The organism is Rothia sp. BD8 (assembly GCF_044878465.1).
Taxonomy (GTDB): Bacteria; Actinomycetota; Actinomycetes; order Actinomycetales; family Micrococcaceae; genus Rothia; species Rothia kristinae.
In genome coordinates, this window is record NZ_JANJES010000005.1 from 23,538 (window position 1) to 46,022 (window position 22,485).

At 73.3% G+C, this 22,485-nt stretch carries 18 protein-coding genes; 9 read left to right on the forward strand and 9 right to left on the reverse strand.

What is annotated here, in order from left to right; genetic code table 11:
- Positions 1 to 121: 121 nt before the first annotated feature.
- Together NQ707_RS05465 and NQ707_RS05470 are read right to left on the reverse strand one after the other, a co-directional pair.
- The gene (locus tag NQ707_RS05465; protein WP_196826109.1) at positions 122 to 1,984 is read right to left on the reverse strand and encodes a biotin carboxylase N-terminal domain-containing protein; all 1,863 of its coding nucleotides are present in this window, start codon (positions 1,982 to 1,984) and stop codon (positions 122 to 124) included.
- Complete coding sequence (locus NQ707_RS05470) at positions 1,969 to 3,975, reverse strand: carboxyltransferase domain-containing protein (protein ID WP_404435024.1); 2,007 nt, start codon at positions 3,973 to 3,975, stop codon at positions 1,969 to 1,971. The genes NQ707_RS05465 and NQ707_RS05470 overlap by 16 nt, the downstream gene beginning before the upstream one ends.
- Positions 3,976 to 4,061: 86 nt before the next feature.
- On the opposite strand from NQ707_RS05470, the gene NQ707_RS05475 reads away from it, so the two are divergent.
- Positions 4,062 to 5,177, forward strand: a complete 1,116-nt coding sequence (locus tag NQ707_RS05475) for a CPBP family intramembrane glutamic endopeptidase (RefSeq protein ID WP_196826111.1) — start codon at positions 4,062 to 4,064, stop codon at positions 5,175 to 5,177.
- Positions 5,174 to 6,505, forward strand: a complete 1,332-nt coding sequence (locus NQ707_RS05480; RefSeq protein ID WP_100464868.1) for a M18 family aminopeptidase — start codon at positions 5,174 to 5,176, stop codon at positions 6,503 to 6,505. The genes NQ707_RS05475 and NQ707_RS05480 overlap by 4 nt, the downstream gene beginning before the upstream one ends.
- Positions 6,506 to 6,634: 129 nt before the next feature.
- Here NQ707_RS05480 and NQ707_RS05485 read toward each other — a convergent pair whose 3' ends face one another.
- Positions 6,635 to 8,086 carry a glyceraldehyde-3-phosphate dehydrogenase gene (locus NQ707_RS05485; protein WP_100464866.1) on the reverse strand — a complete coding sequence of 484 codons (1,452 nt, stop codon included), beginning with the start codon at positions 8,084 to 8,086 and terminating at the stop codon, positions 6,635 to 6,637.
- Between the two features lie 238 nt (positions 8,087 to 8,324).
- On the reverse strand, positions 8,325 to 9,419 hold the full coding sequence (locus NQ707_RS05490) for an excalibur calcium-binding domain-containing protein (protein WP_279752256.1): 1,095 nt from the start codon (positions 9,417 to 9,419) through the stop codon (positions 8,325 to 8,327).
- A gap of 204 nt (positions 9,420 to 9,623) precedes the next feature.
- On the opposite strand from NQ707_RS05490, the gene NQ707_RS05495 reads away from it, so the two are divergent.
- The 6 genes from NQ707_RS05495 to NQ707_RS05520 all read left to right on the forward strand — a co-directional run bounded on the left by NQ707_RS05495 (position 9,624) and on the right by NQ707_RS05520 (position 15,148).
- On the forward strand, positions 9,624 to 10,562 hold the full coding sequence (locus NQ707_RS05495) for a carbohydrate kinase (RefSeq protein ID WP_404435025.1): 939 nt from the start codon (positions 9,624 to 9,626) through the stop codon (positions 10,560 to 10,562).
- 86 nt (positions 10,563 to 10,648) lie between these two features.
- On the forward strand, positions 10,649 to 11,188 hold the full coding sequence (locus NQ707_RS05500) for a YbhB/YbcL family Raf kinase inhibitor-like protein (protein ID WP_064725297.1): 540 nt from the start codon (positions 10,649 to 10,651) through the stop codon (positions 11,186 to 11,188).
- Entirely contained in the window at positions 11,189 to 12,025 is an 837-nt protein-coding gene (locus tag NQ707_RS05505; RefSeq protein ID WP_404435026.1) for an HAD family hydrolase, read from the forward strand. It begins immediately after the preceding gene.
- Complete coding sequence (locus NQ707_RS05510) at positions 12,022 to 12,813, forward strand: hypothetical protein (protein ID WP_404435027.1); 792 nt, start codon at positions 12,022 to 12,024, stop codon at positions 12,811 to 12,813. Before NQ707_RS05505 ends, NQ707_RS05510 begins: the two co-directional genes overlap by 4 nt.
- A gap of 62 nt (positions 12,814 to 12,875) precedes the next feature.
- Positions 12,876 to 13,880 carry a glycerophosphodiester phosphodiesterase family protein gene (locus tag NQ707_RS05515; RefSeq protein WP_165869976.1) on the forward strand — a complete coding sequence of 335 codons (1,005 nt, stop codon included), beginning with the start codon at positions 12,876 to 12,878 and terminating at the stop codon, positions 13,878 to 13,880.
- A 311-nt stretch (positions 13,881 to 14,191) separates the two neighbouring features.
- A complete protein-coding gene (locus NQ707_RS05520) occupies positions 14,192 to 15,148 on the forward strand; it encodes a hypothetical protein (RefSeq protein WP_404435028.1) in 957 nt (318 codons plus the stop codon).
- Positions 15,149 to 15,402: 254 nt separating this feature from the next.
- On the opposite strand, the gene NQ707_RS05525 is transcribed toward NQ707_RS05520, so the two are convergent.
- The 3 genes from NQ707_RS05525 to NQ707_RS05535 are packed head-to-tail and all read right to left on the reverse strand — an operon-like array spanning position 15,403 to position 18,647.
- The gene (locus NQ707_RS05525) at positions 15,403 to 16,755 is read right to left on the reverse strand and encodes a solute carrier family 23 protein (RefSeq protein ID WP_196826113.1); all 1,353 of its coding nucleotides are present in this window, start codon (positions 16,753 to 16,755) and stop codon (positions 15,403 to 15,405) included.
- Between the two features lie 16 nt (positions 16,756 to 16,771).
- Entirely contained in the window at positions 16,772 to 18,247 is a 1,476-nt protein-coding gene (locus tag NQ707_RS05530; RefSeq protein WP_058730390.1) for a peptide MFS transporter, read from the reverse strand.
- 46 nt (positions 18,248 to 18,293) lie between these two features.
- The gene (locus tag NQ707_RS05535) at positions 18,294 to 18,647 is read right to left on the reverse strand and encodes a hypothetical protein (protein WP_058730391.1); all 354 of its coding nucleotides are present in this window, start codon (positions 18,645 to 18,647) and stop codon (positions 18,294 to 18,296) included.
- 507 nt (positions 18,648 to 19,154) lie between these two features.
- Here NQ707_RS05535 and NQ707_RS05540 point away from each other — a divergent pair.
- Complete coding sequence (locus tag NQ707_RS05540) at positions 19,155 to 19,718, forward strand: DUF4190 domain-containing protein (protein WP_058730393.1); 564 nt, start codon at positions 19,155 to 19,157, stop codon at positions 19,716 to 19,718.
- A gap of 3 nt (positions 19,719 to 19,721) precedes the next feature.
- Here NQ707_RS05540 and pgm read toward each other — a convergent pair whose 3' ends face one another.
- Positions 19,722 to 21,356, reverse strand: a complete 1,635-nt coding sequence (pgm, locus tag NQ707_RS05545; RefSeq protein WP_058730394.1) for a phosphoglucomutase (alpha-D-glucose-1,6-bisphosphate-dependent) — start codon at positions 21,354 to 21,356, stop codon at positions 19,722 to 19,724.
- Positions 21,357 to 21,365: 9 nt separating this feature from the next.
- On the reverse strand, positions 21,366 to 22,478 hold the full coding sequence (gene hutG, locus NQ707_RS05550) for a formimidoylglutamase (protein WP_404435029.1): 1,113 nt from the start codon (positions 22,476 to 22,478) through the stop codon (positions 21,366 to 21,368).
- Between the last annotated feature and the right edge of the window lie 7 nt (positions 22,479 to 22,485).

Genomic DNA, 22,485 nt, shown 5'->3' on the forward strand with positions numbered 1-22,485 from the left:
GCGGTGCGACGGCGCGGCGAGCGATTCCAACCAGCGGCCGCTCGGCCGGACCAGGGCCCCGAACCGCCGTCGCGCGGGGATGATTGCGCGGCCCGATCAGCGCGGCGCCTCGGGCGGCGGGTCAGCCGGTGATGCGCCCCAGCTGCGTGCCCGCGGCGACCTTGGCCCCCGGCTCCAGCTCCGCCCGGTGGAACACCCCCGCTCCCGGGGCCTCCACCGGCATCTCGGTCTTCATGGCCTCCAGCACCGCGAGCCGCTCGCCCTCGGCTACCTGGGCGCCGTCCTCGGCGACCCAGCGCACCAGGGAGCCGGCCAGCGGGGCCTCCACGACGACGCCGCCCGCGCCGTCGGCCGCCCCCTCACCAGAGTCAGCGCCCCCGGAACCGCCCGCACCCGCGGAAGCGCCGGACCCCGCCGAACCGCCCGAGGCACCGCGCCCGCCCGGCGCCGCGGCCAGGTGCCGGCCCAGCCCCTCGCCCAGGGCCGCCAGAGCGGTCTCGGGCAGGCGCACCCGCAGCCTGCGGCCCTCCACCTCCACCGCGGCCGCCACGCCAGCGGGGCCGGAGGAGCCGCCGTCCTCGCCCCACGGGTCCGCGAACCGGGGCGCGGCGTAGCCGCCGTCGGGCTCGAGATCCGGGGTCAGCGTCTCCTCGATCCACGTGGTGTGCACCCCGAAGCCCTCCGCCTCCTCGGCCGCGAACTCCGGGCGTGCCAGCACCGCCCGGTGGAAGGGCAGGGTCGTGGCCACCCCGTCCACCGCGGCCTCCCGCAGCACCGTGCGCGCCCGGGCCAGCGCCTGCCGGCGGGTCGGGGCGGTGACCACCAGCTTGGCCAGCAGGGAGTCGAACTCCCCGGCCACCGTCGTGCCCGGACCCACCCCGGCATCCACCCGCACCCCGGGACCGCCGCCCAGGGCCAGCGCGCGCACCGCGCCCCCGGCAGGCAGGAAGCCGCGGCCCGGATCCTCGGCGTTGATCCGGAACTCGATGGCGTGCCCGCGCGGTGCGGGCGCCTCGTCGAAGGGCAGGGGCTCCCCGGCGGCGACGTCCAGCTGCAGCCCCACCAGGTCCACCCCGTAGGCCTCCTCGGTGATCGGGTGCTCCACCTGGATGCGGGTGTTGACCTCCAGGAAGCTGATCAGCCCGTCCGCGCCCACCAGGAACTCGCACGTTCCGGCGTTGACGTACCCGGCCTCCCGGAAGATCGCCGCGGCCGCGCCCTCGAGGGTGCGCCGCTGCTCCTCGGTGAGGAAGGGCGCGGGTGCCTCCTCCACGAGCTTCTGGTTGCGCCGCTGCAGGGAGCAGTCCCGGGTGCCCAGCACGACGACGCCGCCCGCGGCATCGGCCACCACCTGCGCCTCCACGTGCCGGGGCCGCTCCAGGAAGCGCTCCACGAAGCACTCCCCGCGCCCGAAGGCCCCGCGCGCCTCCCGAGCCGCGGCCTCGAAGGCCTCCCCCACCTCGTCGACCTCGCGCACCACGCGCATCCCGCGGCCCCCGCCTCCGTGGGCGGCCTTGATGATGATGGGCAGCCCGTGCTCCTCGGCGAAGGCCCGCGCCTGGGCGGCATCCTCCAGCGGGCCGTCCGTGCCCGGGGCCAGCGGGGCGCCGGCCGCCCGGGCGATCTCCCGCGCCCGGATCTTGTCCCCCAGCGCCTCGATGGTCTCCGGGGACGGGCCGATCCACCGCAGACCCGCCGCGATCACGGCCCGGGCGAAGCCCGCCGACTCGGCGAGGAACCCGTAGCCGGGGTGCACATCCGTGGCCTCGGCGCGCCGGGCGATCTCCAGCAGCTTCCGCTGATCCAGGTACGTCTCGGCGGGGGAATCCCCCTCCAGGGCGTAGGCCTCGTCGGCCAGGAGAACGTGCGGCGCCTCGGCGTCGGCATCGGCGTACACGGCGACGGTGCGGATGCCGCGCTCGGCGCAGGCGCGGATGATCCGCACGGCGATCTCGGAGCGGTTGGCGATCAGGACGGTGCGCATCGGCTCTCCTCGGTGGGTGCGGCGTTCTCGGGCGAATCGGGACGGATGATCCCGGCGGGGTCAGGCGGATCGGGGCCTGCGACGACGCCGGCGGGCTGGTCGGCGGGTGCGGCCGGGGTGATGGCGGGCGGCTCCAGCACCACGCGCGTGCCCGGCGGGGCCTGGGCCAGCAGCCGCAGGTGCTCGGGGGCCACGAGACCGAGGACCGGGTAGCCGCCGGTCACGGGACGGTCGGCCAGGAACACCACCGGGTGCCCGTTCGGCGGGATCTGCACGGACCCGCGCACCAGCGGTTCGGAGGCCAGCTCCGCCCCCTCGCGCTCCGGAGTGCGACGCAGCCCGGCCGCGACGGCGCCGGAGCCTGCGGTCTGAGCGGCGTCAGTGCGGGCGGCATCGGCGTCGGATGAGGACCCCCGCCCGGACGCCGGCCCGCGGTCCTCGACCCCGACAGCCCCGACGGCGTCGGCGGGTTCGGGCTCCAGGCGGGCCGCCACCCGATCCGACTGCTCGGCCACCCGCCACACGCTCCGGTGCAGGGCGGCCATGGAGTCGTCGGCGAACCAGTCCGCACGCGGCCCCGGGGCCAGCGGCAGGCGCAGCACGGCGTCGTCCTCGGGCAGGGGCACCGGCGGGCACCACGGCTCGACGGCGGCGCGCGGGGTCGGCCCCACGGGCACCTCGTCCCCGCGGGTCAGGGGCGCCGGGCCCGCCCCGGAGAGGGTGTCCGTGGCCAGGGACCCCAGCACGGCCCGACCCGTGAAGCCGCCGCGCACGGCCAGCACCAGGCGCAGGCCACACCGGACCGGACCGATCTCCAGGGTCTGCCCGGCGCGCAGCAGGAAGGGCCGATCCAGGGGCGCGGGCCGCGGTCCCTGAGTATCGGAACCGGAGAGGCTCGCCTGCACTCGCGCTCCGGTCAGCGCCAGCACCGCATCCGGGGCGTCCTCCGGGACCATCACCCGCAGCCGGCCCAGCGCGTTCTCCAGCACGGCCGAGCCCGGCGGGTTGCCGACCAGCCGGTTGGCCGCGTGCGCCGCGAGGGGATCGGCCCACCCGGAGGGCCCGACGCCGAGGTCATCCAGCCCCGGCCGCCCGGCGTCCTGCAGCGTGGTGGACAGCCCCGGGGCGAGGATCCGCAGCCGGGCGGCGGTCTGCTCCGCCCCGGTGTCCTCCCGGACGGTGCGGGGCTCCGGAGTCTCGGCGGCCGCGCCGAAGTCCCGATCGGTCGCACGAGGTGAGCCGTCGGGGGAATCCTCCGCCGCCCCGCGGGGCTCGGCGTCGTCGGCGTCGTCGGTGATCTCCCGGAACCGCACGACGTCGCCGGGGGCGATCAGCGCTGGAGGGTCGCGGTCCACGTCCCACAGCGGGGCGTCGGTGCGTCCGATGAGCTGCCAGCCTCCGGGGGAGTCCTGCGGGTAGACCGCGGAGAAGGTCCCGGCCAGGGCCACCGAGCCGGCCGGCACCCGGGTGCGCGGGGAGTCCCGACGCGGCACCTCGAGCCCGCCGGGGCCTGTGGCGTCCGGAGTGCCGTCCGCTCCGCCGTCCGGGGTGAGGTAGGCGAAGCCCGGGGCGAAGCCAGCGAATCCGGCCCGCCAGCGGGTCTCGGTGTGGCGGCGCACCACCTCCTCGGGGGTGCAGCCCAGGTGCTCCGCGCAGGCGGTCAGATCCGCGCCGTCGTAGCGCACGGGGATCTCCACCACGCGCTCCCGGTCTGCCGGCGCCTGCACTCCCGGATCCTGGGCCGTGAGTCGGCCCAGGTGCCGGGCGAGGCGGGTGCGGGCGGCCTCGTCCAGGGGTCGGTCGAAGCGCAGCAGGAGGGTCCGCGCGGCGGGCACGGTCCCGGCGCGCCCGGCCAGCAGGTGCTCCGGCGGATCGGCGAGCACCCGTTCCCGCAGGTCCAGGACGGCGGCCAGGTCCGGCAGATCTGCGAGCACCGCGCGCGGGCCCAGCGCGTGCAGGGCAGGGGCGGCGTCGGCGGGTGGCTGCGGCACGGCACTCCTTCCGGCGGGGCGGCGGACGGCGATTCCCACCAGTCTATAGCTCGGGTCACGACTCGTCCGGAAGGGCCGGGAGGCGGATGGATACAGTGGAGACCATGGTCCAGCCCCCGCCCGAGCGCCCCGGCGCGACGCCGCCCGCCGAGCCCCCTCACGACGTCGGCCCCCGCCCGGACACCCGGCACGCCCAGCCGGGCCAGGCACCCGCACCCGCCGCCGGGCTGGCCTACCACCGGCTCGCGCTCGCCGATCCGCGGCACCGCTGGTGGTCCCCGCTGGTCGAGATTCCGCTGGCCGGAGCCGTGTACCTCGCGCTGTCCTTCGCCCTCGGGCTGGTCTGGTTCGCCGTCCACGCCGGGGACCCCGCCTCCGCGCGGATCGAGCTGGGGCCCTCCGGGTACCCGGTGGAGCTGTTCACCCGCCCCGGGATCTTCCTGATGACCTTCCTCGGCATCATCGTGATGCTGCCGGCCGTGCTGGTGGGTCGCCTGGTGATGGGGCCCCGCCCGATCGGTCTGATCCTCTCCGCGGCCGGGCGCCTGCGCTGGGGCTGGCTGACCCGGTGCACGGGGCTCGCCGTCGCCGTGTTCGTCGCGGTGCAGGCGGTGATGATGCTGCTGCCCGTGGAGCAGGCGGAGACCGGCGCGGCGCAGGCGGGCCTGCCGCAGACCGTCTGGAACGGCGGGACCAGCCTGGCGATCCTCGTGATGATCCTGCTGCTGGTGCCGGTGCAGTGCGCCACCGAGGAGGTGGTCTTCCGGGGCCTGCCCATGCAGACCCTGGGCCGCTGGCTGCGTCACCCCGCGTGGGCCATCCTGCTGCCGGTGCCGGTGTTCGTCCTGGGCCACGGCTACGATCCGTGGGGGCAGGCCAGCGTGGGGGTGCTCGCCGTCGTGGCGGGTTACCTCACCTGGCGCACCGGCGGACTGGAGGCGGCGATCGGCCTGCACTCGGCCAACAACGTCATCGGCCTGGGCCTCGGGCTGATCGGCTGGGCGGATCCCACGGCCTCGTCCGGCGGGGCCCCGGGGGACCTGGTGGTCGCCGTCGTGGTGGACGGGCTGTACGCCCTGCTGGTGGTGCGCCTGGCCCGACGCCGGAACCTGCCGCGCCTGCGCATGCCCCTCATGGCCCCGCCGATGGCGCCCCCGCCGACCCGATTCGACCCCATCCCCGAATCCAGGAGGAATCCATGACCACCGCCCCCATTCCCGACGCCCGCGAGCACGCCCTGGATCTGGGCCGCTTCCTCGCCGCCTCGCCGTCTTCTTTCCACGCCGCCGCCGAGGGGGCCCGCCGCCTGGAGGCCGCGGGCTTCACCCCGGTGCGGGAGTCCGACTCCTTCCCCACGGCTCCGGGCGGGTACTTCCTGCGGCGCGACGGCGCCCTGCTGGCCTGGGTGCAGCCGGAGAGCGGGCAGCGGGCTGGGGGCTTCCGCGTCCTCGGCGCGCACACGGACTCGCCCTCCTTCAAGCTGAAGCCGCACCCGAGCACCGGGTCCCTGGGCTGGAGCCAGCTGGGCGTCGAGGTGTACGGCGGGGCCCTGCTGAACTCGTGGCTGGACCGGGAGCTGCGTCTGGCCGGGCGCCTGGCCGTGCGCGAGGAGGATGGGAGCCTCGGGCAGCGTCTGGTGGCCACGGGTCCGGTGGCCAGGATCCCGCAGCTGGCCATCCACCTGGACCGCACGCAGAATGAGGGGCTGACCCTGGACCGTCAGCGGCACACCCAGCCGATCTGGGCGGCGGGGGAGGAGCCGCAGGATGTGCTGGCCCACCTGGGCGAACAGGCCCTGGACGCCGCGGGGGCCCACCCGGCGCCGGTGGCCCCGGAGCGGGTCCTGGGCTGGGACGTGGTGCTGGCCGATGCCCAGGAGCCGCGGCTGTTCGGCGCGGAGGAGGAGTTCCTGGCCGCGGGGCGGCTGGACAACCTCTCCTCGGTGCACGCCGGAGTGCAGGCCCTGATCGGTGCGGCGGCCGCCGGCGGCTCGGCGTCGGAGCAGACCCTGGTGCTGGCGGCCTTCGACCACGAGGAGATCGGCTCCTCCACCCGATCCGGGGCCGCCGGACCCATCCTGGAGGACCTGCTGGTGCGGATCAGCGCGGCCCGCGGGGACTCCCCGGAGGAGTACCGTCGGGCCCTGGCGGCCTCGGTGTGCCTGTCCTCCGACGCCGGGCACCTGGTCCACCCGAACTATTCGGGGCATCACGACCCGGTCAACCGTCCGCAGCCCGGCCGCGGGCCGCTGCTGAAGATCAACGCGAATCAGCGCTACGCCACGGACGCGGTGGGCGCGGCGATCTGGGCGCAGGCCTGCCGTGACGCGGGGGCCCGGTATCAGGAGTTCGTGTCCAACAACGACGTCCCGTGCGGCTCCACCATCGGACCCATCACCGCGACTCGCCTGGGGATGCGCACCATCGACGTCGGGCTGGGCCTGCTGTCCATGCACTCGGCCCGGGAGATGTGCCACATCGAGGACGCCGCCGCGCTGGGCGCCGTCATCGAGGCTTTCTACCGCGCCTGAGCGCTCCTCCCCGGCGCCAAGACGTTCCAGCGCCAAGAATTCTCAGCGCCGAGCCGTCAATCCGGGAGGGACGATCCCCGATTTTCGGGGACATCCCTCCCGGATTGACGGCTCGGCGCCGGACGCGGGTCAGTCCCGCGGGAAGCTCGCCGGGTGGGCCCCGACCATCTCCTCCACCACCCGGATCACCTGGCAGGAGTAGCCGAACTCGTTGTCGTACCAGACGTAGACCACCACGGAGCTCCCGGACACGATGGTGGCCAGACCGTCCACGATCCCGGCGCGCCGGGAGCCCACGAAGTCCGTGGAGACCACCTCGTGGGAGTCCGTGTAGTCGATCTGCTTGCGCAGCGGGGAGTTCAGGGACATGTCCCGCAGGTAGGCGTTCAGGGACTCCTTGGACTCCGGGGCCTTGCCCAGCCGCAGGTTCAGGATCGCCATGGACACGTCCGGGGTGGGCACACGGATCGCGTTGCCGGTGAGCTTGCCCGCCATCTGCGGCAGGGCCTTGGCCACGGCCTTGGCCGCGCCGGTCTCGGTCAGCACCATGTTCAGGGCCGCCGAGCGGCCGCGGCGGTCCCCCTTGTGGAAGTTGTCGATGAGGTTCTGGTCATTGGTGAAGGAGTGGACGGTCTCCACATGGCCGTGGGAGACGCCGTATTCGTCGTCGAGCACCTTCAGCACCGGGGTGATCGCGTTGGTGGTGCAGGAGGCGGCGGACAGGATCCGGTCCGAGTCCTCGATGACGTGGTCGTTGACCCCGCACACGATGTTCTTCAGGTCCCCCTTGCCCGGCGCGGTCAGCAGGACCTTCGCCACGCCCTTGGCCTTCAGGTGCTGGGACAGGCCCTCCTCATCGCGCCAGCGGCCGGTGTTGTCGATGACCACCGCATCGCGGATCCCGTACCGCTCGTAGTCCACGGCGGCCGGGTCCGAGGAGTAGATGAACTGGATCGGCACCCCGTTGGCGGTGATCACGTCCGTCTCCGGGTCCGCCTGGATGGTGCCGTTGAACGCGCCGTGCACGGAGTCCCGGCGCAGCAGGGAGGCGCGCTTGAACAGGTCGTTCTCCGCGTTCTTCCGCACGACGACGGCGCGCAGGTTCAGCCCCGAGCCGGCCCCGCGCTCGATGAGGATGCGGGCCAGCAGCCGGCCGATGCGCCCGAAGCCGTAGAGCACCACATCCTGCCCGGCGGGTTCGGTCCGGCCCTTCCCCCCGACCACCTCGGCCAGCTGCTCGCGCAGCCAGGCGTCCAGCTCCCGGCCCTCGCCCTCGCTGCGGTACAGGGAGTTCAGTCGGGCCAGGTCCACGGAGGCCGCGCCCAGCTCCAGCTCGGTCAGGGCCTGCACCAGGGGGAGGGTCTCCTCCAGGTCCAGCTCCACGGTGTCGATCTGCCGGGCCCACCGGTGGGCCTTGATGATGTCCGTGACGGACCGGTTGATGAGGCTGCGCCCGTGGATGTTGACCACCACCTGGTTCTCCCGGTGCAGGCGGCCGATCAGGGGGATCATCTGCTCGGCCAGCTCTTCGCGGCGGGACCAGGCGGCGGGGGTGGTGGGGGTGCTCACGGCGGGATCCATTCTCCTTCCCGCCCCGGGGTGCCGCGTCCCCGGGGCGGCCCGCATCCGCGGCGGGGCGGACGGGGCTGCGGGGTCGGCGGTACGGGGCGGAGCTCACGTCATTGTGGGGTACCCCACCACCTTATCCGACGCCGGGACCGGCCGATGAGACGACGCACGCCCCTGGACCGCGGGGTCCGGGGGCGTGCGTCGCGTGTGCCGTCGCGGGGATCCGCGGCGGGATGCGCTCGGGGCGGTGCTACTCGGCGGAGCGGCGGCGTCCGAACACGACCAGGGCGGTGCCTGCGGCGAGCACGAACAGCCCGCCGGAGACGATCAGCCCGGCCTGACGGCCCAGACCCGTGCTGGCCAGGCCGCTGGCGGAGCCGGCGCCGGTGGTGCCGGAACCGGAGGCCCCGGAGCCGTACCCGCCGGTGCCGTTGTCACTCGTGTAGTCGGGCTCCTGCTCGCAGCCGATGCCGTCGCGGTCGGCATCCAGATCCAGGGAGTAGCCGGGCTCATCGGAGTGGATGGACCGACCCAGGTCATCCCAGACGGCTCGGCAGTTCTGGTAGCCGGTGGGGCTGGCGGAGGCTTCGGGCTGGGTGCTGGCCGATGCGGAGGGCTGTGCGCCCGGCTCGGTCGAGGCGGAGGGATCAGCGGTCGGGGTCTCGCTGGGCTCCTCGGAAGGATCGGTGGTGGGCGCCGGGGAGGTGGGCTCGGTGCTCGGCACCGGGGTCGGCTCGCCGGTCGGATCGGTCGTCGGGTCCGTGGTTGGCTCCGGCGTCGGGTCCTCGGTGGGTGCGGGGGCGGCGGTGATCGCGGCGTAGCCGATGGGGCCGCCGCGCATCCGGTCGCCGGTCTGCAGCGAGCCGGTCAGCAGGTTCACACCCACCGGCTCGCCGATCTTCAGCTCCTCGGAGGAATCGGCCTTGCCCTGGCGGATCGCCCCGCCGTTGGCGATGGTGGGGTACGGCAGCTCGACGGAGAAGGTGCCGTCGGCCTGCGCCTGGAACTGGGCGGTCACGGCGCCGTTGTTCAGCTTGTCCGTGCCGGAGGTCAGCTTGATGGCGATGGTCGAGGGGGTCTTGCCGTCCTCGGCGAAGAAGCCGGTGCCGGACACGTGCAGGGTCCGACCCTGAGCCCAGGCCACATCCATGGTGGCCGCAGCGCCATCCGGGTACGTGCGGGTGACGGTGGTGTCCGCCGGAACCACCGGGGCGGTGGCCGTCGGTGCGGTCGGGGCGGGGGTCTCGTCGGCCTGGGCGGGCAGGCCGCCCAGCAGGAGGCCGCCGGCCAGGGTCAGAGAGGCACCGACGCCGACGAGGGCGCGCAGCGGGCGGGGAGCGGTCATGATGATCCTCGGGTTCAGCGAATGCGATGGGGTCGGTGACGGCCGGCCGGGGAAGGCGGCTGGGTCATCCAGACCAGGCTCAGCGTACCCTCAAAAACCCCTGGGCGGGACCTGATGACCGGTGATCCCTCGGGCTGTCCGCTTCGGCGACGACCCCGTGGTGGCCTGGTTCACCCACGCCGGGCCCCTCGGTAGAGTGGGAGCATGCTGACGGTCATCGGAGAAGCCCTCGTGGACGTGGTCCGCCCCCATGACGACGCCCCGCGCACGCTGCCCGGCGGCAGCCCCCTGAACGTCGCCGTCGGCCTGGCCCGGCTGGGCCACCCCGTGCGCTTCATCGGCCGCCACGGCCAGGACGAGCACGGGCAGCTGGTGCGCGAGCACCTGGAGGGCGCCGGCGTGGAGATCCCCGTGCCCGCCGACGAGCGCCCCACTCCGGTCGCCGAAGCCACCCTCGCCGAGGACGGCGCCGCGGAGTACGACTTCACCCTGGACTGGAATCTCGACGCCGTCGCCGACCAGCTGCCGCAGCTGCTCACCGCGGCCGAGGTGCTGCACGTCGGCTCGATCGGCGCGATGCTGGAGCCCGGCGCCCAGACGGTGCTCGACGCCGTGCGCACCGCCGCCCCCCACGCGCTGATCTCCTACGACCCCAACTGCCGCCCCAGCATCGTCCCGGACGCTTCCGCGGCCCGCGCCCGCGCGGAGGCCGTGGTGGAGCACGCCGACGTCGTCAAGGCCTCCGACGAGGACCTGCTGTGGCTGTACCCGCACCGCACCGTCGAGCAGACCGCAGCGGCCTGGCTCGAGGCCGGCCCCGGGCTGGTGGTCGTGACCCGCGGGGCCCTGGGCTCCTGGGCCCTGACGCCGGTCACCGGCCCGGACGGCGTGAGCGTGCCCGCCCGCACCACCGAGGTCGCGGACACCGTCGGCGCAGGTGATGCGCTGATGGCGGGGCTGCTCAGCGCGCTCGCGGACCGCGGCGTCACCGGCCGGGAGGCCGCCCAGCGCCTGGGCGAACTGGACCGCGAGGATCTGCTGGCCATCCTCGAGCGGGCCGCGGCCGCGGCCGCCATCACCGTCTCCCGGGCCGGGGCCAACCCGCCCACCCGCGAGGAGCTGGACGCCGCGCTGGCCGGCTGAGCCGACCGGCCCGGTCGAGCCGACCCCGACCCCCGGCCCCCGTCAGGGCCGGACCGAACCACCGACACCCGACGAAGGAGAATCCCATGCTGGACCGCCGCCCCTACGAGGGCCTGCCCGAGCTGCCGACCTTCACCCTGACCTCCGAGGACGTCGCCGAGGGTCAGCCCATGCCCGTCGAGTTCGCCTCCGGGGCCATGGGCGTGGACGGCGGGCAGGACGTCGCCCCGCAGCTGTCCTGGTCCGGGGCACCGGAGGGCACCAAGTCCTACGTGCTGACCTGCTTCGACCCGGACGCCCCCACCCCCTCCGGCTTCTGGCACGCCTGCGTGTCCAACATCCCGGCCGAGGTCACCTCCCTGCCGCGGGACTGGGCCTCCGGGGAGATCGCCGACGGGGTGATCAAGCATCTGAACGACGGCGGGAACCGTGACTTCACCGGCGCCGCCCCGCCCGCCGGGCACGGCGCCCACCGGTACATCTTCTGCGTGACCGCGGTGGACACCGAGCAGCTGGAGATCGACGAGAGCGCGAGCCCCGCCGTCGTGAACTTCCAGCTGTTCTTCCACGGCATCGCCCGCGCCTTCCTGACCCCCACCTTCGAGGTGCCGGCCGAGGACTCCTGAGTGATCCGGCTGATCGCCACGGACCTGGACGGCACCGTCCTGGGCCCGGACTTCCGCTTCCGTCCCCGCACTCTCGAGGCCTTCGCGGCCGCCGAGGACGCGGGGGTGGACGTGGTGTTCGTGACGGGGCGCCCGTACCGCTGGCTGCAGCCCCTGCGCGAGCAGCTGGCCTACGAGTCCGTGGCGATCTGCTCCAACGGCGCCGTGATCTACGACCTCGGGGCGGACCGGATCCTGGCATCGGAGACCGTGGGCCCGGGCGTCATCCCGCAGCTGCTGGCGCGCCTGCGGGCCGAGCTGCCGGAGGCCGCGCTGTCCGCGGAGGCCCTGGACGGCATCTACACGGATCCCGGCTGGGGGCAGACCAACGTCCTGGAGACCTCCCCCGACGTCGTGCGCGGGCCCCTGGAGCAGGTGCTGCCCGCCGATGCCGGGGTCGTGAAGCTGCTGGTGCGCCAGGACGGGACCGATCCGGGGGCGCTGTACGAGCGGGTGTGGGAGCTGGCCGGTGAGCAGGTGTCCGTGACCCACGCCGTGGCGACCCTCCCGCTGGCGGAGATCGGCCAGGCCGGGCTGTCCAAGGGCCGCACCCTGGCGCGCTGGTGCGCCGAACGCGGCATCCGGGCGGAGCAGGTCGCGGCCTTCGGGGACATGCCCAACGACACCGCGATGCTGCGCTGGGCCGGACACGGATACGCGATGGCCTCCGGCTGGCCCCAGGTCATCGAGGAGGTGGGCCGCACCTGCCCGGGCTTCGAGGAGGACGGCGTCGCCCAGACCATCGAGCGGCTGCTGGCCGAGGGCGCGGCCGACGCCGGGACCCGGGAGGACCGATGAGCTCGCGGGAGAGCCGCTGGGCCGGTGGCGAGGGGCTGCGGGTGGGGCTGATGATCGCGGCCGTGCTGCTGGGGCCGATGCTGCTGCGGGCGGTGGGACTGCCACCCGGCGTCGTCCTGATGCTGCTCTTCCTCGTCCCCATGCTGATGCAGGGCCTCGGCAGGTTCCGCCGCGGCGGCGTCGGCGGCGCGGGGGAGCGGGGCCGGGATGCCGGGGAGCAGGAGGCCGCCGGGGATCTCGCGGGTGAGGACGCCGGCCCAGCCCCGCGCCCCACGCTCGGCGAGGCCCTGGCGCCGTTTCGCCGGGGGCTGTCTGGCGCGCAGCTGTTCGGCACCGGAGGATTCTCCCCGGGGATCTTCGGGGCGCGGTCGGCGGGACCCGGGCAGATCGAGGCCGTGTACGGGAAGGTGACCGGGCGGCATCGGGCGGATCTGTCCCCGGGGATGTGCCTGGCGCGGTTGGCCTCCGTGCTGGACCGTGATGAGCTGTACCGGCTGGAGCGCCTGGACGAGCAGGGGATGAACGTCACCCGACGGGCGGCCCTCGAGGTCCCCGACTACCCCCTGGAGATCACGGTGCGTCCGGCCATCGATGACGACGGGGTGGATCTGGAGCGCGCCGACGTCGTGATCGTCTCGGACCCGCCCACCTCGATCACCGCCCAGGAGCAGGACGCGATGCGGGTGATCGGGCAGCTGTTCACCATCCTGGACGTGCCCGCCGGACCCCCGAGGGCCGCGGAAGGCGACGCCGAGAATCCCGGCGGCGGGGCGGGCCCGGACGGCTAGGATCTTGCGGCTGTGCCGGTGGCGGTGCGCCTTCCCCGGGGATGGCCGCTAGGCTCGGGGGCATGTCAGAGCGCCCCCGTGACCGCACCGTCCCCACCGTCTACGCCCACCGTGGCCTGGCCCTCGAAGCCGCGGAGAACTCCCTGGAGGCCTTCCGCGCCGCGGTGGAGGCGGGCGCGGAGTGGATCGAGACGGACGTGAACACCACCGCCGACGGCGTCGTGCTGGTGCTGCACGACCCCTCCCTGGATCGGGTGGCCGGGGTGCCGGGGCGGGTCTCGCAGCTGAGTGCCGCGCAGGTGGCCGAGGTGCGGCTGCCGGACGGGCAGAGGATCCCGACCCTGGCCGAAGCCCTCGAGGCCTTCCCCACGGCCCGGTTCAACATCGACCTGAAGGACGAGGGCGCGGTGGAAGCCGTGCCGCGGGTGCTGCGGGAGGCGGGGGCGGTGGACCGGGTGCGGATCGCCTCCTTCTCGGATGCCCGACGACGCCGCGCGCTGGCCGCCCTGCGCGCGTCGGGGGCCGGCACCGGTGGGCCGCGGCGGTCCGCGGCGGGGACGACGGCCGGGCCTTTCGGGCAGGGCGCTCGCCACGGCATCGCCTCCGGGGACGGTGCGGAGACTCCCGGGGCGACCGCTCGCCGCGGGATCGACTCCGGAGACGACGCGGAGGTTTCCGGGGCGGCCTCGGGCGCCTCGGTTCCCGAGCAGCGGCGCGCTCCGCTGCCGCCGTCCAGCCCGGGGATCGCGGGGACGGCGCTGTTCCTGCTGGTCAGCAGGCTGCCGATGCGCTGGGTGCGGCCCGGCTGGCGGATCGCGCTGCGGCTGCTCGGCCGGTGGGTCCCGCCCTTCGACGCCCTGCAGGTTCCGGAGTCCCACCGGCTCGGTCCGGTGCGGGTGCCGGTGGTGACCCGTCGGTTCCTGCATGCTGCGCACGCCTGCGGCCTGCGGGTGGACGTGTGGACCGTGGACGATCCGGAGGACATGCGCCGCCTGGCCGCGCTGGGCGTGGACGGGCTGGTCACCAACCGCGCGGACCTGGCCCGGAAGCTCTTCCCCCGCCCCTGACCCGCGCTCGCGGTCCGCTGGCTAAGGGCTGCTGGCTGCGGTGTGCGGTGCGCGGTGTGCGGCCGAAACCGTACACCGTGGCCGAGACCGTACGGACGTGCCGAGACCGTACCGTCGGGTCCGGTTTCGACACCTCTGTACGGTTTCGGCCACCAGGTGCGGTCTCACCGATCTGCTGGGGCGCCGTGATCGGGTCCCACCGGGTTCGGGGCGGGGTTGGCGTTTCCCGGATCTGTGGACGGTGGCCTCCACCTGCGCCCACACCGCACAATCCTGCCTCTGAGACGCCATCGGCCACCTCAGGGTGCGGCATGCTGGCCGGCATGGGAACGACGATCGCTGACCTGAGCCTCGAGGAGATCCTGCAGCCCGAGCAGCTGCGCGAGCTCGGCTATGGGGATCCGCGTCCGAGTCGGGGCGGCCTCGGGACCGATTGGGTGCGGATCGCCCGCAGCTGCTACGTTCGGGCCCGTCGTTGGCAGGAGCTGTCCCCGCGGCAGCAGTGCCTGGCCATGCACCTCGCGTTCCTGTCTCGCACCACCGCCCCGTGGATCTTCTCCGATGCTTCGGCGGCGCTCCTGCACGGACTGTCCCTGCTGCGTCTGCCCGACCGCGTGCATGTCAGCTCCGTCGGCAAGCCCTCCACCCGTGATCCCCGGATCGCGGTGCACCACCGGCCGGGCATCGGGGCGCATCGGAGCCTGCTCGGCGGGCAGATCCCCGTGACGGATCTGCCGCGCACTCTCCTGGACTGCGCGGCGTCGATGGGCTTCGAGGACGGCGTCGTCCTGGCCGACCACGTGCTGCGGGTGGGGGTCGCATCGGAGGATGTCCTCGGGCTGCTGCGGGCGGCTCCCGGCTTCCGGGGCGCGAGGAGGGTGCGGCGGGTGCTCGACTTCGCGGACGCCCGGTCGGAGTCGGCATTGGAGAGTCTGGCGCGGGTGGCCGTGCACGAGCTGCGGCTGCCCGCCCCGCGGCCCCAGATGCCGGTGCAGACCAGGCGCGGTCGCCGGCGCGTGGACCTGGGGTGGGAACCGCTGCGCATGGGGCTGGAGCTTGATGGGAAGGCCAAGTACTTCGACTACGGGGACACCCGGACCAAGCTGTACGAGGAGCGGCAGCGGGAGCTGGACATCCAGGAGGCGGGGGTGGTGCTGCTGCGCGCCGGGTGGGCCGATGTGCGGCGTCGTCGTCCCGAACTGAAGGCCCGGCTCATGGATCTGGCGGCCCGACGTGCGGCCGAGCTCGGCGTGCGCGGATGGGGCTGAGCCGGCGCGGCGAAACCGTACACCGTGGCCGAGACCGTACGGACGTGCCGAGACCGTACCGTCGGGTCCGGTTTCGACACCTTTGTACGGTTTCGGCCACCAGGTGCGGTCTCGGTGACCGGATGCCGCGGTGAGGGGGGCGGCGGTGCGGTCCTGATGGCGTCGCTCCGATACGGTTTCGGCCAGCACGTACGGTCTCGGCGACCAGGTGCGCGGCGATGCGGCAACGGGACGGCCTCACCATCCCCCGGGGCCTACTCCGGGCCCTCCTCCCGGGGCTGGGGCTGTGCCGTCCGGCGCGCCCGGGCGATGGCGGACATCAGGTGGTACACCACCAGGGTGACGCCCGTGCCCAGGGCGATGCCGGCGAACTGCAGCCCGCCGATCTCCCACGTGTAGTCCGCGATCCCCACGATCAGGGCGACGGCGGCCGTGGTGAGGTTGACCTGGTCGGAGAAGTCCACGCGGTTCTGCACCCAGATCCGCACGCCGAGCATCCCGATCATGCCGTACAGGACGGTCGCCGCGCCCCCGAGCACCCCGGCCGGCACCGTCGCGACGGCCGCGCCGAAGACCGGGAACACGGACAGCAGCAGGGCGACGACGGCGGCCACCCAGTACGCGGCGGTCGAGTACACCTTGGTCGCGGCCATCACGCCGATGTTCTCCGCGTAGGTGGTGGTTCCGGAGCCGCCGCCGGATCCGGCGATGGTGGTGGCCAGGCCGTCGGCCATGATGGCGCGTCCGGCGTAGCGGTCCAGGTTCTCCCCGGTCATCAGGGCCACGGATTTCACGTGCCCGATGTTCTCCGCCACCAGCACCAGGATCACCGGGATGAACAGCCCGGCCAGGGACAGGTGGAATTCGGGGGTCTGGAAGTGCGGCAGCCCGATCAGCCCCTCGGCCTCCCACGTCGCGCGGATCGCGGAGAAGTCCACCTCCCCGCGCACCACGGCGGTGACGTACCCGATGGCCACCCCCAGCAGGATGGACAGCCGCCCGATCATCCCGCGGAACAGCACCGAGATCAGGATGATCGAGCCGAGGGTGACCAGCGCGGTCACGGGCGCCTTCATGAAGTTGTCCTTGGCTGAGGGCGCCAGGTTGAAGCCGATCAGCGCGACGATCGCGCCGGTGACCAGCGGCGGCATGAGCTTCTGCAGCCAGTCCGTGCCCGCCCACTGCACGATCAGCCCGACGACGAACAGCGCCGCCCCGGCCATCACCACCCCGCCCAGGGCTCCTCCGGGACCGTACTGGTTGCTCGCCGCCCCGATGGGGGCGATGAACGCGAACGAGGAGCCCAGGTAGGAGGGCACCCGCCCGGCGGTGAGCAGCAGGAACAGGATGGTGCCCAGCCCGGAGAAGAACAGGGTGGTGGCCGGCGGGAAGCCGGTGATCAGCGGGACGAGGAAGGTCGCCCCGAACATGGCGACCACGTGCTGGGCGCCGATGCTCACGGTGCGGCCCCACCGCAGCCGCTCCCGCGGGCCCACCACCTGCCCCGGGGCGACGGTGCGCCCGTCGCCGTGCAGGGTCCACCCCAAGCCGAGGCGGCGGGCCGCTGCGGGGCGGCCGGAGGAGCTCGGGCGCGGTGCGGTGCTCATGCCTGCCTCCCGCCTCTCAGCGCACGCCGCGCATGAGCTTGAGGATCGGCTTGCGCCCGAAGAACACCAGCAGGCCCGCGGCGATGGACATCAGGCCCATGGTCGTGAAGTACGGGATCTCGGTGTCCATCGAGTAGAAGCCGGCCAGCCAGCCGGACAGGGTGGTGCCCATGGCCACGGAGGTCCAGAACAGCGCCATCATCTGGGATTTGTGCGCCTCCGGGGCGAGCTTGGTGGCCAGGGAGGAGCCGGTGGGCGAGATGGACAGCTCGGAGAGGGTGAGCACGAACAGGATCAGCACGATCCACCACAGGCTCACCACGGGCTTGCCGGCCTGGGTGAGGAAGATCAGGAACGCGATGCCGGCGCCGACCAGGCCGAAGGACCACTTGGTGACGGTGGTCGGCTGGCGCTCGCCGAGCTTGGTCCACATCACGGAGAACAGGGTGCCGAAGGCGATGATGAAGATCGGGTTGATGGAGTTGACCAGGCCGGGCTTGAGCTCCATGCCGAACAGGTGCCAGTCCAGGCGGGTGTCCGAGTACACGGCCATGACGGTGAACTGCTGCTGGAACAGCGCCCAGAACACCACGTTGGCCAGCCACAGCGGCACGAAGGAGAGCACCCGGGAGTGCTCATCGGCGGTGGTGCGCTTGCTGGTCAGCAGCACCGCGAACAGGGCGATGGCGCCCACCAGGGTCAGTCCGATCACCCAGTTGTCGATGTTGTCCGGGGTCAGCAGGCCGGTCGCGCTGATCAGGGCCACCAGGAGCAGGAAGACGACGACGGCGCCGCCGGCCAGGCCCTTCTCCTTCGCGGAGGCGGGGGTGGGCACGACCCGGGCTTCGGCGGGCAGGCGCTTGCGGGTGGCCACGTACTGCACGAGGCCGGCGAACATGCCGATCGCGGCCAGGCCGAAGCCGAAGTGGAAGCCTGCCAGACCCCACAGCCAGTTGGTCAGCAGCGGACCGACCAGGGCGCCGATGTTCACGCCGAGGTAGAAGATGGTGAAGCCGGCGTCGCGGCGGGTGTCCTTGAGGTCGTACAGGGAGCCGACCAGCACGGAGGCGTTGGTCTTCAGGCACCCGGAGCCCACGGCGATGAGCACCAGGCCCACGATGACCCCGACCAGCCCGGGTAGCAGGGCCAGGGCGATGTGCCCGAACATGATGGCGATCGCCGAGTAGAACAGGGTGCGCTCCGGCCCGAGGATCTTGTCCCCGAGGTATCCGCCGACGATGGCCATGAGGTAGACCATGCCGCCGTAGGCGCCGATGATGCCGGTGGCCGCGCCCTTGTCCAGGGCCAGCCCGCCTTCCGCGGCGGAGTAGTACAGGTAGTACACCAGGATGGCCTGCATGCCGTAGAAGGAGAAGCGCTCCCACATCTCCACGGAGAAGAGGTTGGCGAGCATGCGGGGGTGGCCGAAGAACGTCTTGCCGCTGGGATTGTGGGCGTCGACGCCGCGGGGTTCTGCGGTGGTGTGGGACATGGGGTCATGCACCGTTCGGTCGAGGTCAGGGACGATCGTCCCCACTCTACGACGTCGTCGTCCCCGCGGGCTCTCGGCGGGGGTGCGCCTCCCGGCTGACCCGACTCACTGCGTACTCCTTCAGGTCCTCGGGTCTGGGGATGCCTCGGAGCGATCTGTTGAGCAGGACCACCAGGACCGCCGCACTGAGGCCGACGAGGCCCAGCAGGTCGAGGATCTGGAGCAGCGGTGCGACCAGGGCGGTGGAGAGCCCGAGGGCGAACCCGCCGAGCGGAGCGCCGGTCAGGGAGATCGTCGCATCACGCCCCTGGTTCGCCGCCAGGGCTCGGCCTATCACGCGCTCATCCAGGATCTCCACCAGCTGGCCGGTGGAGGCTGATCCGACGAGTCCATACCGCACCGACAGATGATGCCAGCATCATCAGACCGAGTTTGGGATGGTGGTCCGCGAAATACCCCCCCCCCGACCAAACCTGCGATCGCTTCGGAGGCGACTCCCAGCGTTCCCACGAGCCCTGCGAGGAGGGGATCCCCTGTCGCCATGAGGGTCAGCATCGGGAAGGTGAACCGCTTGATGGCGGAGGCGAAATCATGGGAGGTGCCCAGGGTGAGCCATCGGCGATACTCCCGAAAACGCCAGATGGACATCTTGGAGATGTCGACAGATTCTTCGTCAGCGTGCTTCATCCGGCTCCATCCCATTCATTCCGATGAGGATGATCCGCGTCATACTCCAGTGGCGGGTGGAGACTGTTGCAGCAGGGCGGGGTCCTCGCCCCGGGGACGGCACGAGATGCCGGCGCCGAGCATCCGGTGCTCATCGTCATCGGCCTCGGGGCCTGCGTGCTCCGTCGCAGGCAGCGTCAGGCCTGGTCCGGTGGGATGTCCGGCGGATACTGTGGCGGGTATGAGCGAGCACCACCGCGATCCCCAGCATCCCGAGGACCACCACAGCCAGGCGGAGATCCAGGGTGCCTCCGCCCGCACCGGCGACGAGCCCGACCACCCCTTGCAGGGCGGCCGGCACGGGGAACAGCCGGGCCAGAGTCAGACCCCGGGTGAGTACGGCCAGCCCGCTGGCGACTGCGGGCAGGGGCATATTCAGCAGCCGCAGCACGGGGGCTATCCGCGTGGGTACGGCTACCCGTACCCGCCGGTCGATCCGCGGGCGCAGTCCCAGGCGACGACGGCTCTGGTGCTCGGCATCGTCGGGCTGGTCAGCATGCTGGGCGTGATCCTCGGGCCGATCGCCCTGGTGCAGGCGAAGAAGGCCCGCGAGGGTGGGGCGGACGCGACCGCCGGGCGGGTGCTCGGGTGGATCGCCACCATCATCGGCGCGCTGTCCGTCCTGCTGATCGTCGGCTCGGTGATCTTCGTGTTCAGCATCCTGGGGACCGCGTTGCACAACAGTCCCACCGGCACCCCGTCCGCCGCCGGCCTCACCGCCCCGCTGCGGGTGCTGTTCGGCTGAGCCTCAGCCGATGACGCCGTCCACCAGCCGCTTGGCCTCGGCCTGCACCTGCCGCAGGTGCTCCGGGCCGCGGAAGGACTCCGCGTAGATCTTGTACACGTCCTCCGTGCCGGAGGGGCGGGCGGCGAACCAGGCGGACTCGGTGACCACCTTCAGCCCGCCCAGCGGCTCCCCGTTGCCCGGGGCCACGGTGAGTGTGGCGGTGATCGGCTCTCCGGCCAGCTCCTCGACCGTGACGTCCTCGGCGCTCAGCTGCTTCAGCCGGGCCTTCTGATCCCGGGTCGCGGGGGCGTCGATCCGCTCGTAGGCGGGGTCCCCGAAGCGCTCGGTCAGCTCCGCGTAGCGCTGCGACGGCGTCTTGCCGGTGACCGCGAGGATCTCCGAGGCCAGCAGGGCCAGGATGATCCCGTCCTTGTCCGTGGTCCACACGGCCCCGTCCCGGCGCAGGAAGCTGGCCCCCGCGGACTCCTCCCCGCCGAAGCCCAGGGTGCCGGCCAGCAGCCCGTCCACGAAGTGCTTGAACCCCACCGGCACCTCCACGAGCGTGCGCCCCAGGTCCTCGGCGACCCGGTCGATCATCGAGGAGGAGACCAGGGTCTTGCCCACCCCGGCGTCGCCCGGCCAGTCCGGACGGTGCCGGTACAGGTAGTCGATGGCCACGGTCAGGAAGTGGTTGGGGTTCATCAGCCCGGCGTCCGGGGTGACGATGCCGTGCCGGTCCGAGTCGGCGTCATTGCCGGTCGCGATGTCGTAGGAGTCCCGGTTGGCGATCAGCGAGGCCATCGCGTGCGGGGAGGAGCAGTCCATGCGGATCTTCCCGTCCCAGTCCAGGGTCATGAACCCCCACTGCGGGTCCACGTCCGGGTTGACCACGGTCAGTTCGAGCCCGTACCGGCGCCCGATCTCCTTCCAGTACTCCACCGATGCCGAGCCCATCGGGTCCGCCCCGATGCGCACCCCGGCCTTGCGGATCGCCTCCAGGTCCACCACCTCGGGCAGCTCGGAGACGTACGCGTCCAGGTAGTCGTAGGTCTGCGTGGTCTCGGCCAGCTTCGCCTGGGCGTACGGCACCCGGCGCACCCCGCGGTTCCCGTCGGCCAGCAGCTCGTTGGCCCGGTCCTGGATCCACCCGGTGGCCTCGGCCCCGGCGGGCCCGCCGTGCGGCGGGTTGTACTTGAACCCGCCGTCCGTGGGCGGATTGTGGCTCGGGGTGATCACGATGCCGTCGGCCTGGGAGGCCCCGGGTCGGGCGTTGTGCACCAGGATCGCTCGGGACAGCGCCGGGGTGGGCACGTACCCGTCGCGGGCGTCCAGCAGCACGACGACGCCGTGCGCGGCCAGCACCTCCAGGGCCGTCTCCTGCGCCGGACCGGACAGGGCGTGGGTGTCCCGGCCCATGAACAGCGGCCCGTCGATGCCCTGCTCGGTGCGGTACTCGACGATCGCCTGGGTGATCGCGGCGATGTGCGCCTCGTTGAAGGAGCCGCTCAGGGCCGAACCCCGGTGCCCGGAGGTGCCGAAGGCCACCCGCTGGGCGGGGTCCTCGGCGTCGGGCACGCGCTCGCGGTAGGCGGTGAGCAGCTCCTCGATGTCCACGAGGTCCTGCGGCTGTGCGGGGGTTCCGGCTCGATCGCTCATATGACCAACCTAACGCGCCGCCGCTGTGCCGGTGCCCTGTGCGGCCTGTGTGACGGGCTGGCCGGTGACGGGCTGGGTGGTGGCGGTGGTGCCGCCGGGGTCCGCGGTCCCGGAGTCCAGGTGCCGCTGGCGCTCGGCCAGCAGGGGCCGGGCGGTCTCCAAGGAGGCGTCCGCGGCCGGACGCTCGAAGCCGTCGGCAGTGATCCAGTGGATCAGCCGGGCCCCGGCGCGGGCGGTGCGCTCATCCAGGTCCAGGCGCGGCACCAGCCCGACGACATCGAGCACCGCGACCTTCCCGGTGCGCGCCACCCGGCGGGCCAGGCGCTCCACCACGAACAGGGGCACCCCCAGGGTTGCCGGCGCGCTGACCCCCGGGGCGGTCTCCCCCGGCAGCACGTCCAGATCCACGCTGAGGTAGATCACCTCCAGGTCCGCCAGCCGCTCCTCCAGCCAGGCCTCGGCCTCGGGCAGCTCCGCCTCGCGCAGCTGAGCATCCTTCAGGTACCGGGCCCCGATCCGCCCCGCGTTCTCGAAGCGGGCGCGGGTGTTGTCCGTCTCGGAGATGCCCAGGGCCACGTACCGGAACTCCCGCCCGGCCTTCCGCTCCGCCCGGGCGATCTGGTCGAACACCGTGGTGGCCGTGGCCTGCGGCTCCTGGGCGGTGCCCAGGTGCGTGTCGAAGGAGACCACGCCCCAGGTGCGCACCCCGTCCAGCCGCCCGGAGGCCGCCAGACCCAGGTACCCCGCGTAGCTGGTCTCGTGTCCCCCGCCCAGCACCAGGGTCATCCGGTGATCCCGCACCGCCTCGGCGATGCGCCGCCCGGCCTCGGCCTGCGCCTCCTCCAGGTGGTGCCCGCCCACCTCGATGTCCCCGCGGTCGTGCACCACGTTGGCCCCGTGGAAGGCCAGCTGGGCCAGGGCGTGGCGCAGCCGGTGCGGGCCCTCCGCGGCCCCGGGCCGACCCTGGGAGCGGATCGTGCCCTCGTGGGAGTCGAAGCCGAGCACCGCGAGGCTCTGCGCCTCCTCCCCGGTCTCCTTCTGCCCGGCGTAGACCATGTGGTGCCAGCGGGTGTGGATGGCGCCGGGGCCGTCGTCGCGGCCCTGCCACGGGGTGGTGCTCATGCTGGGG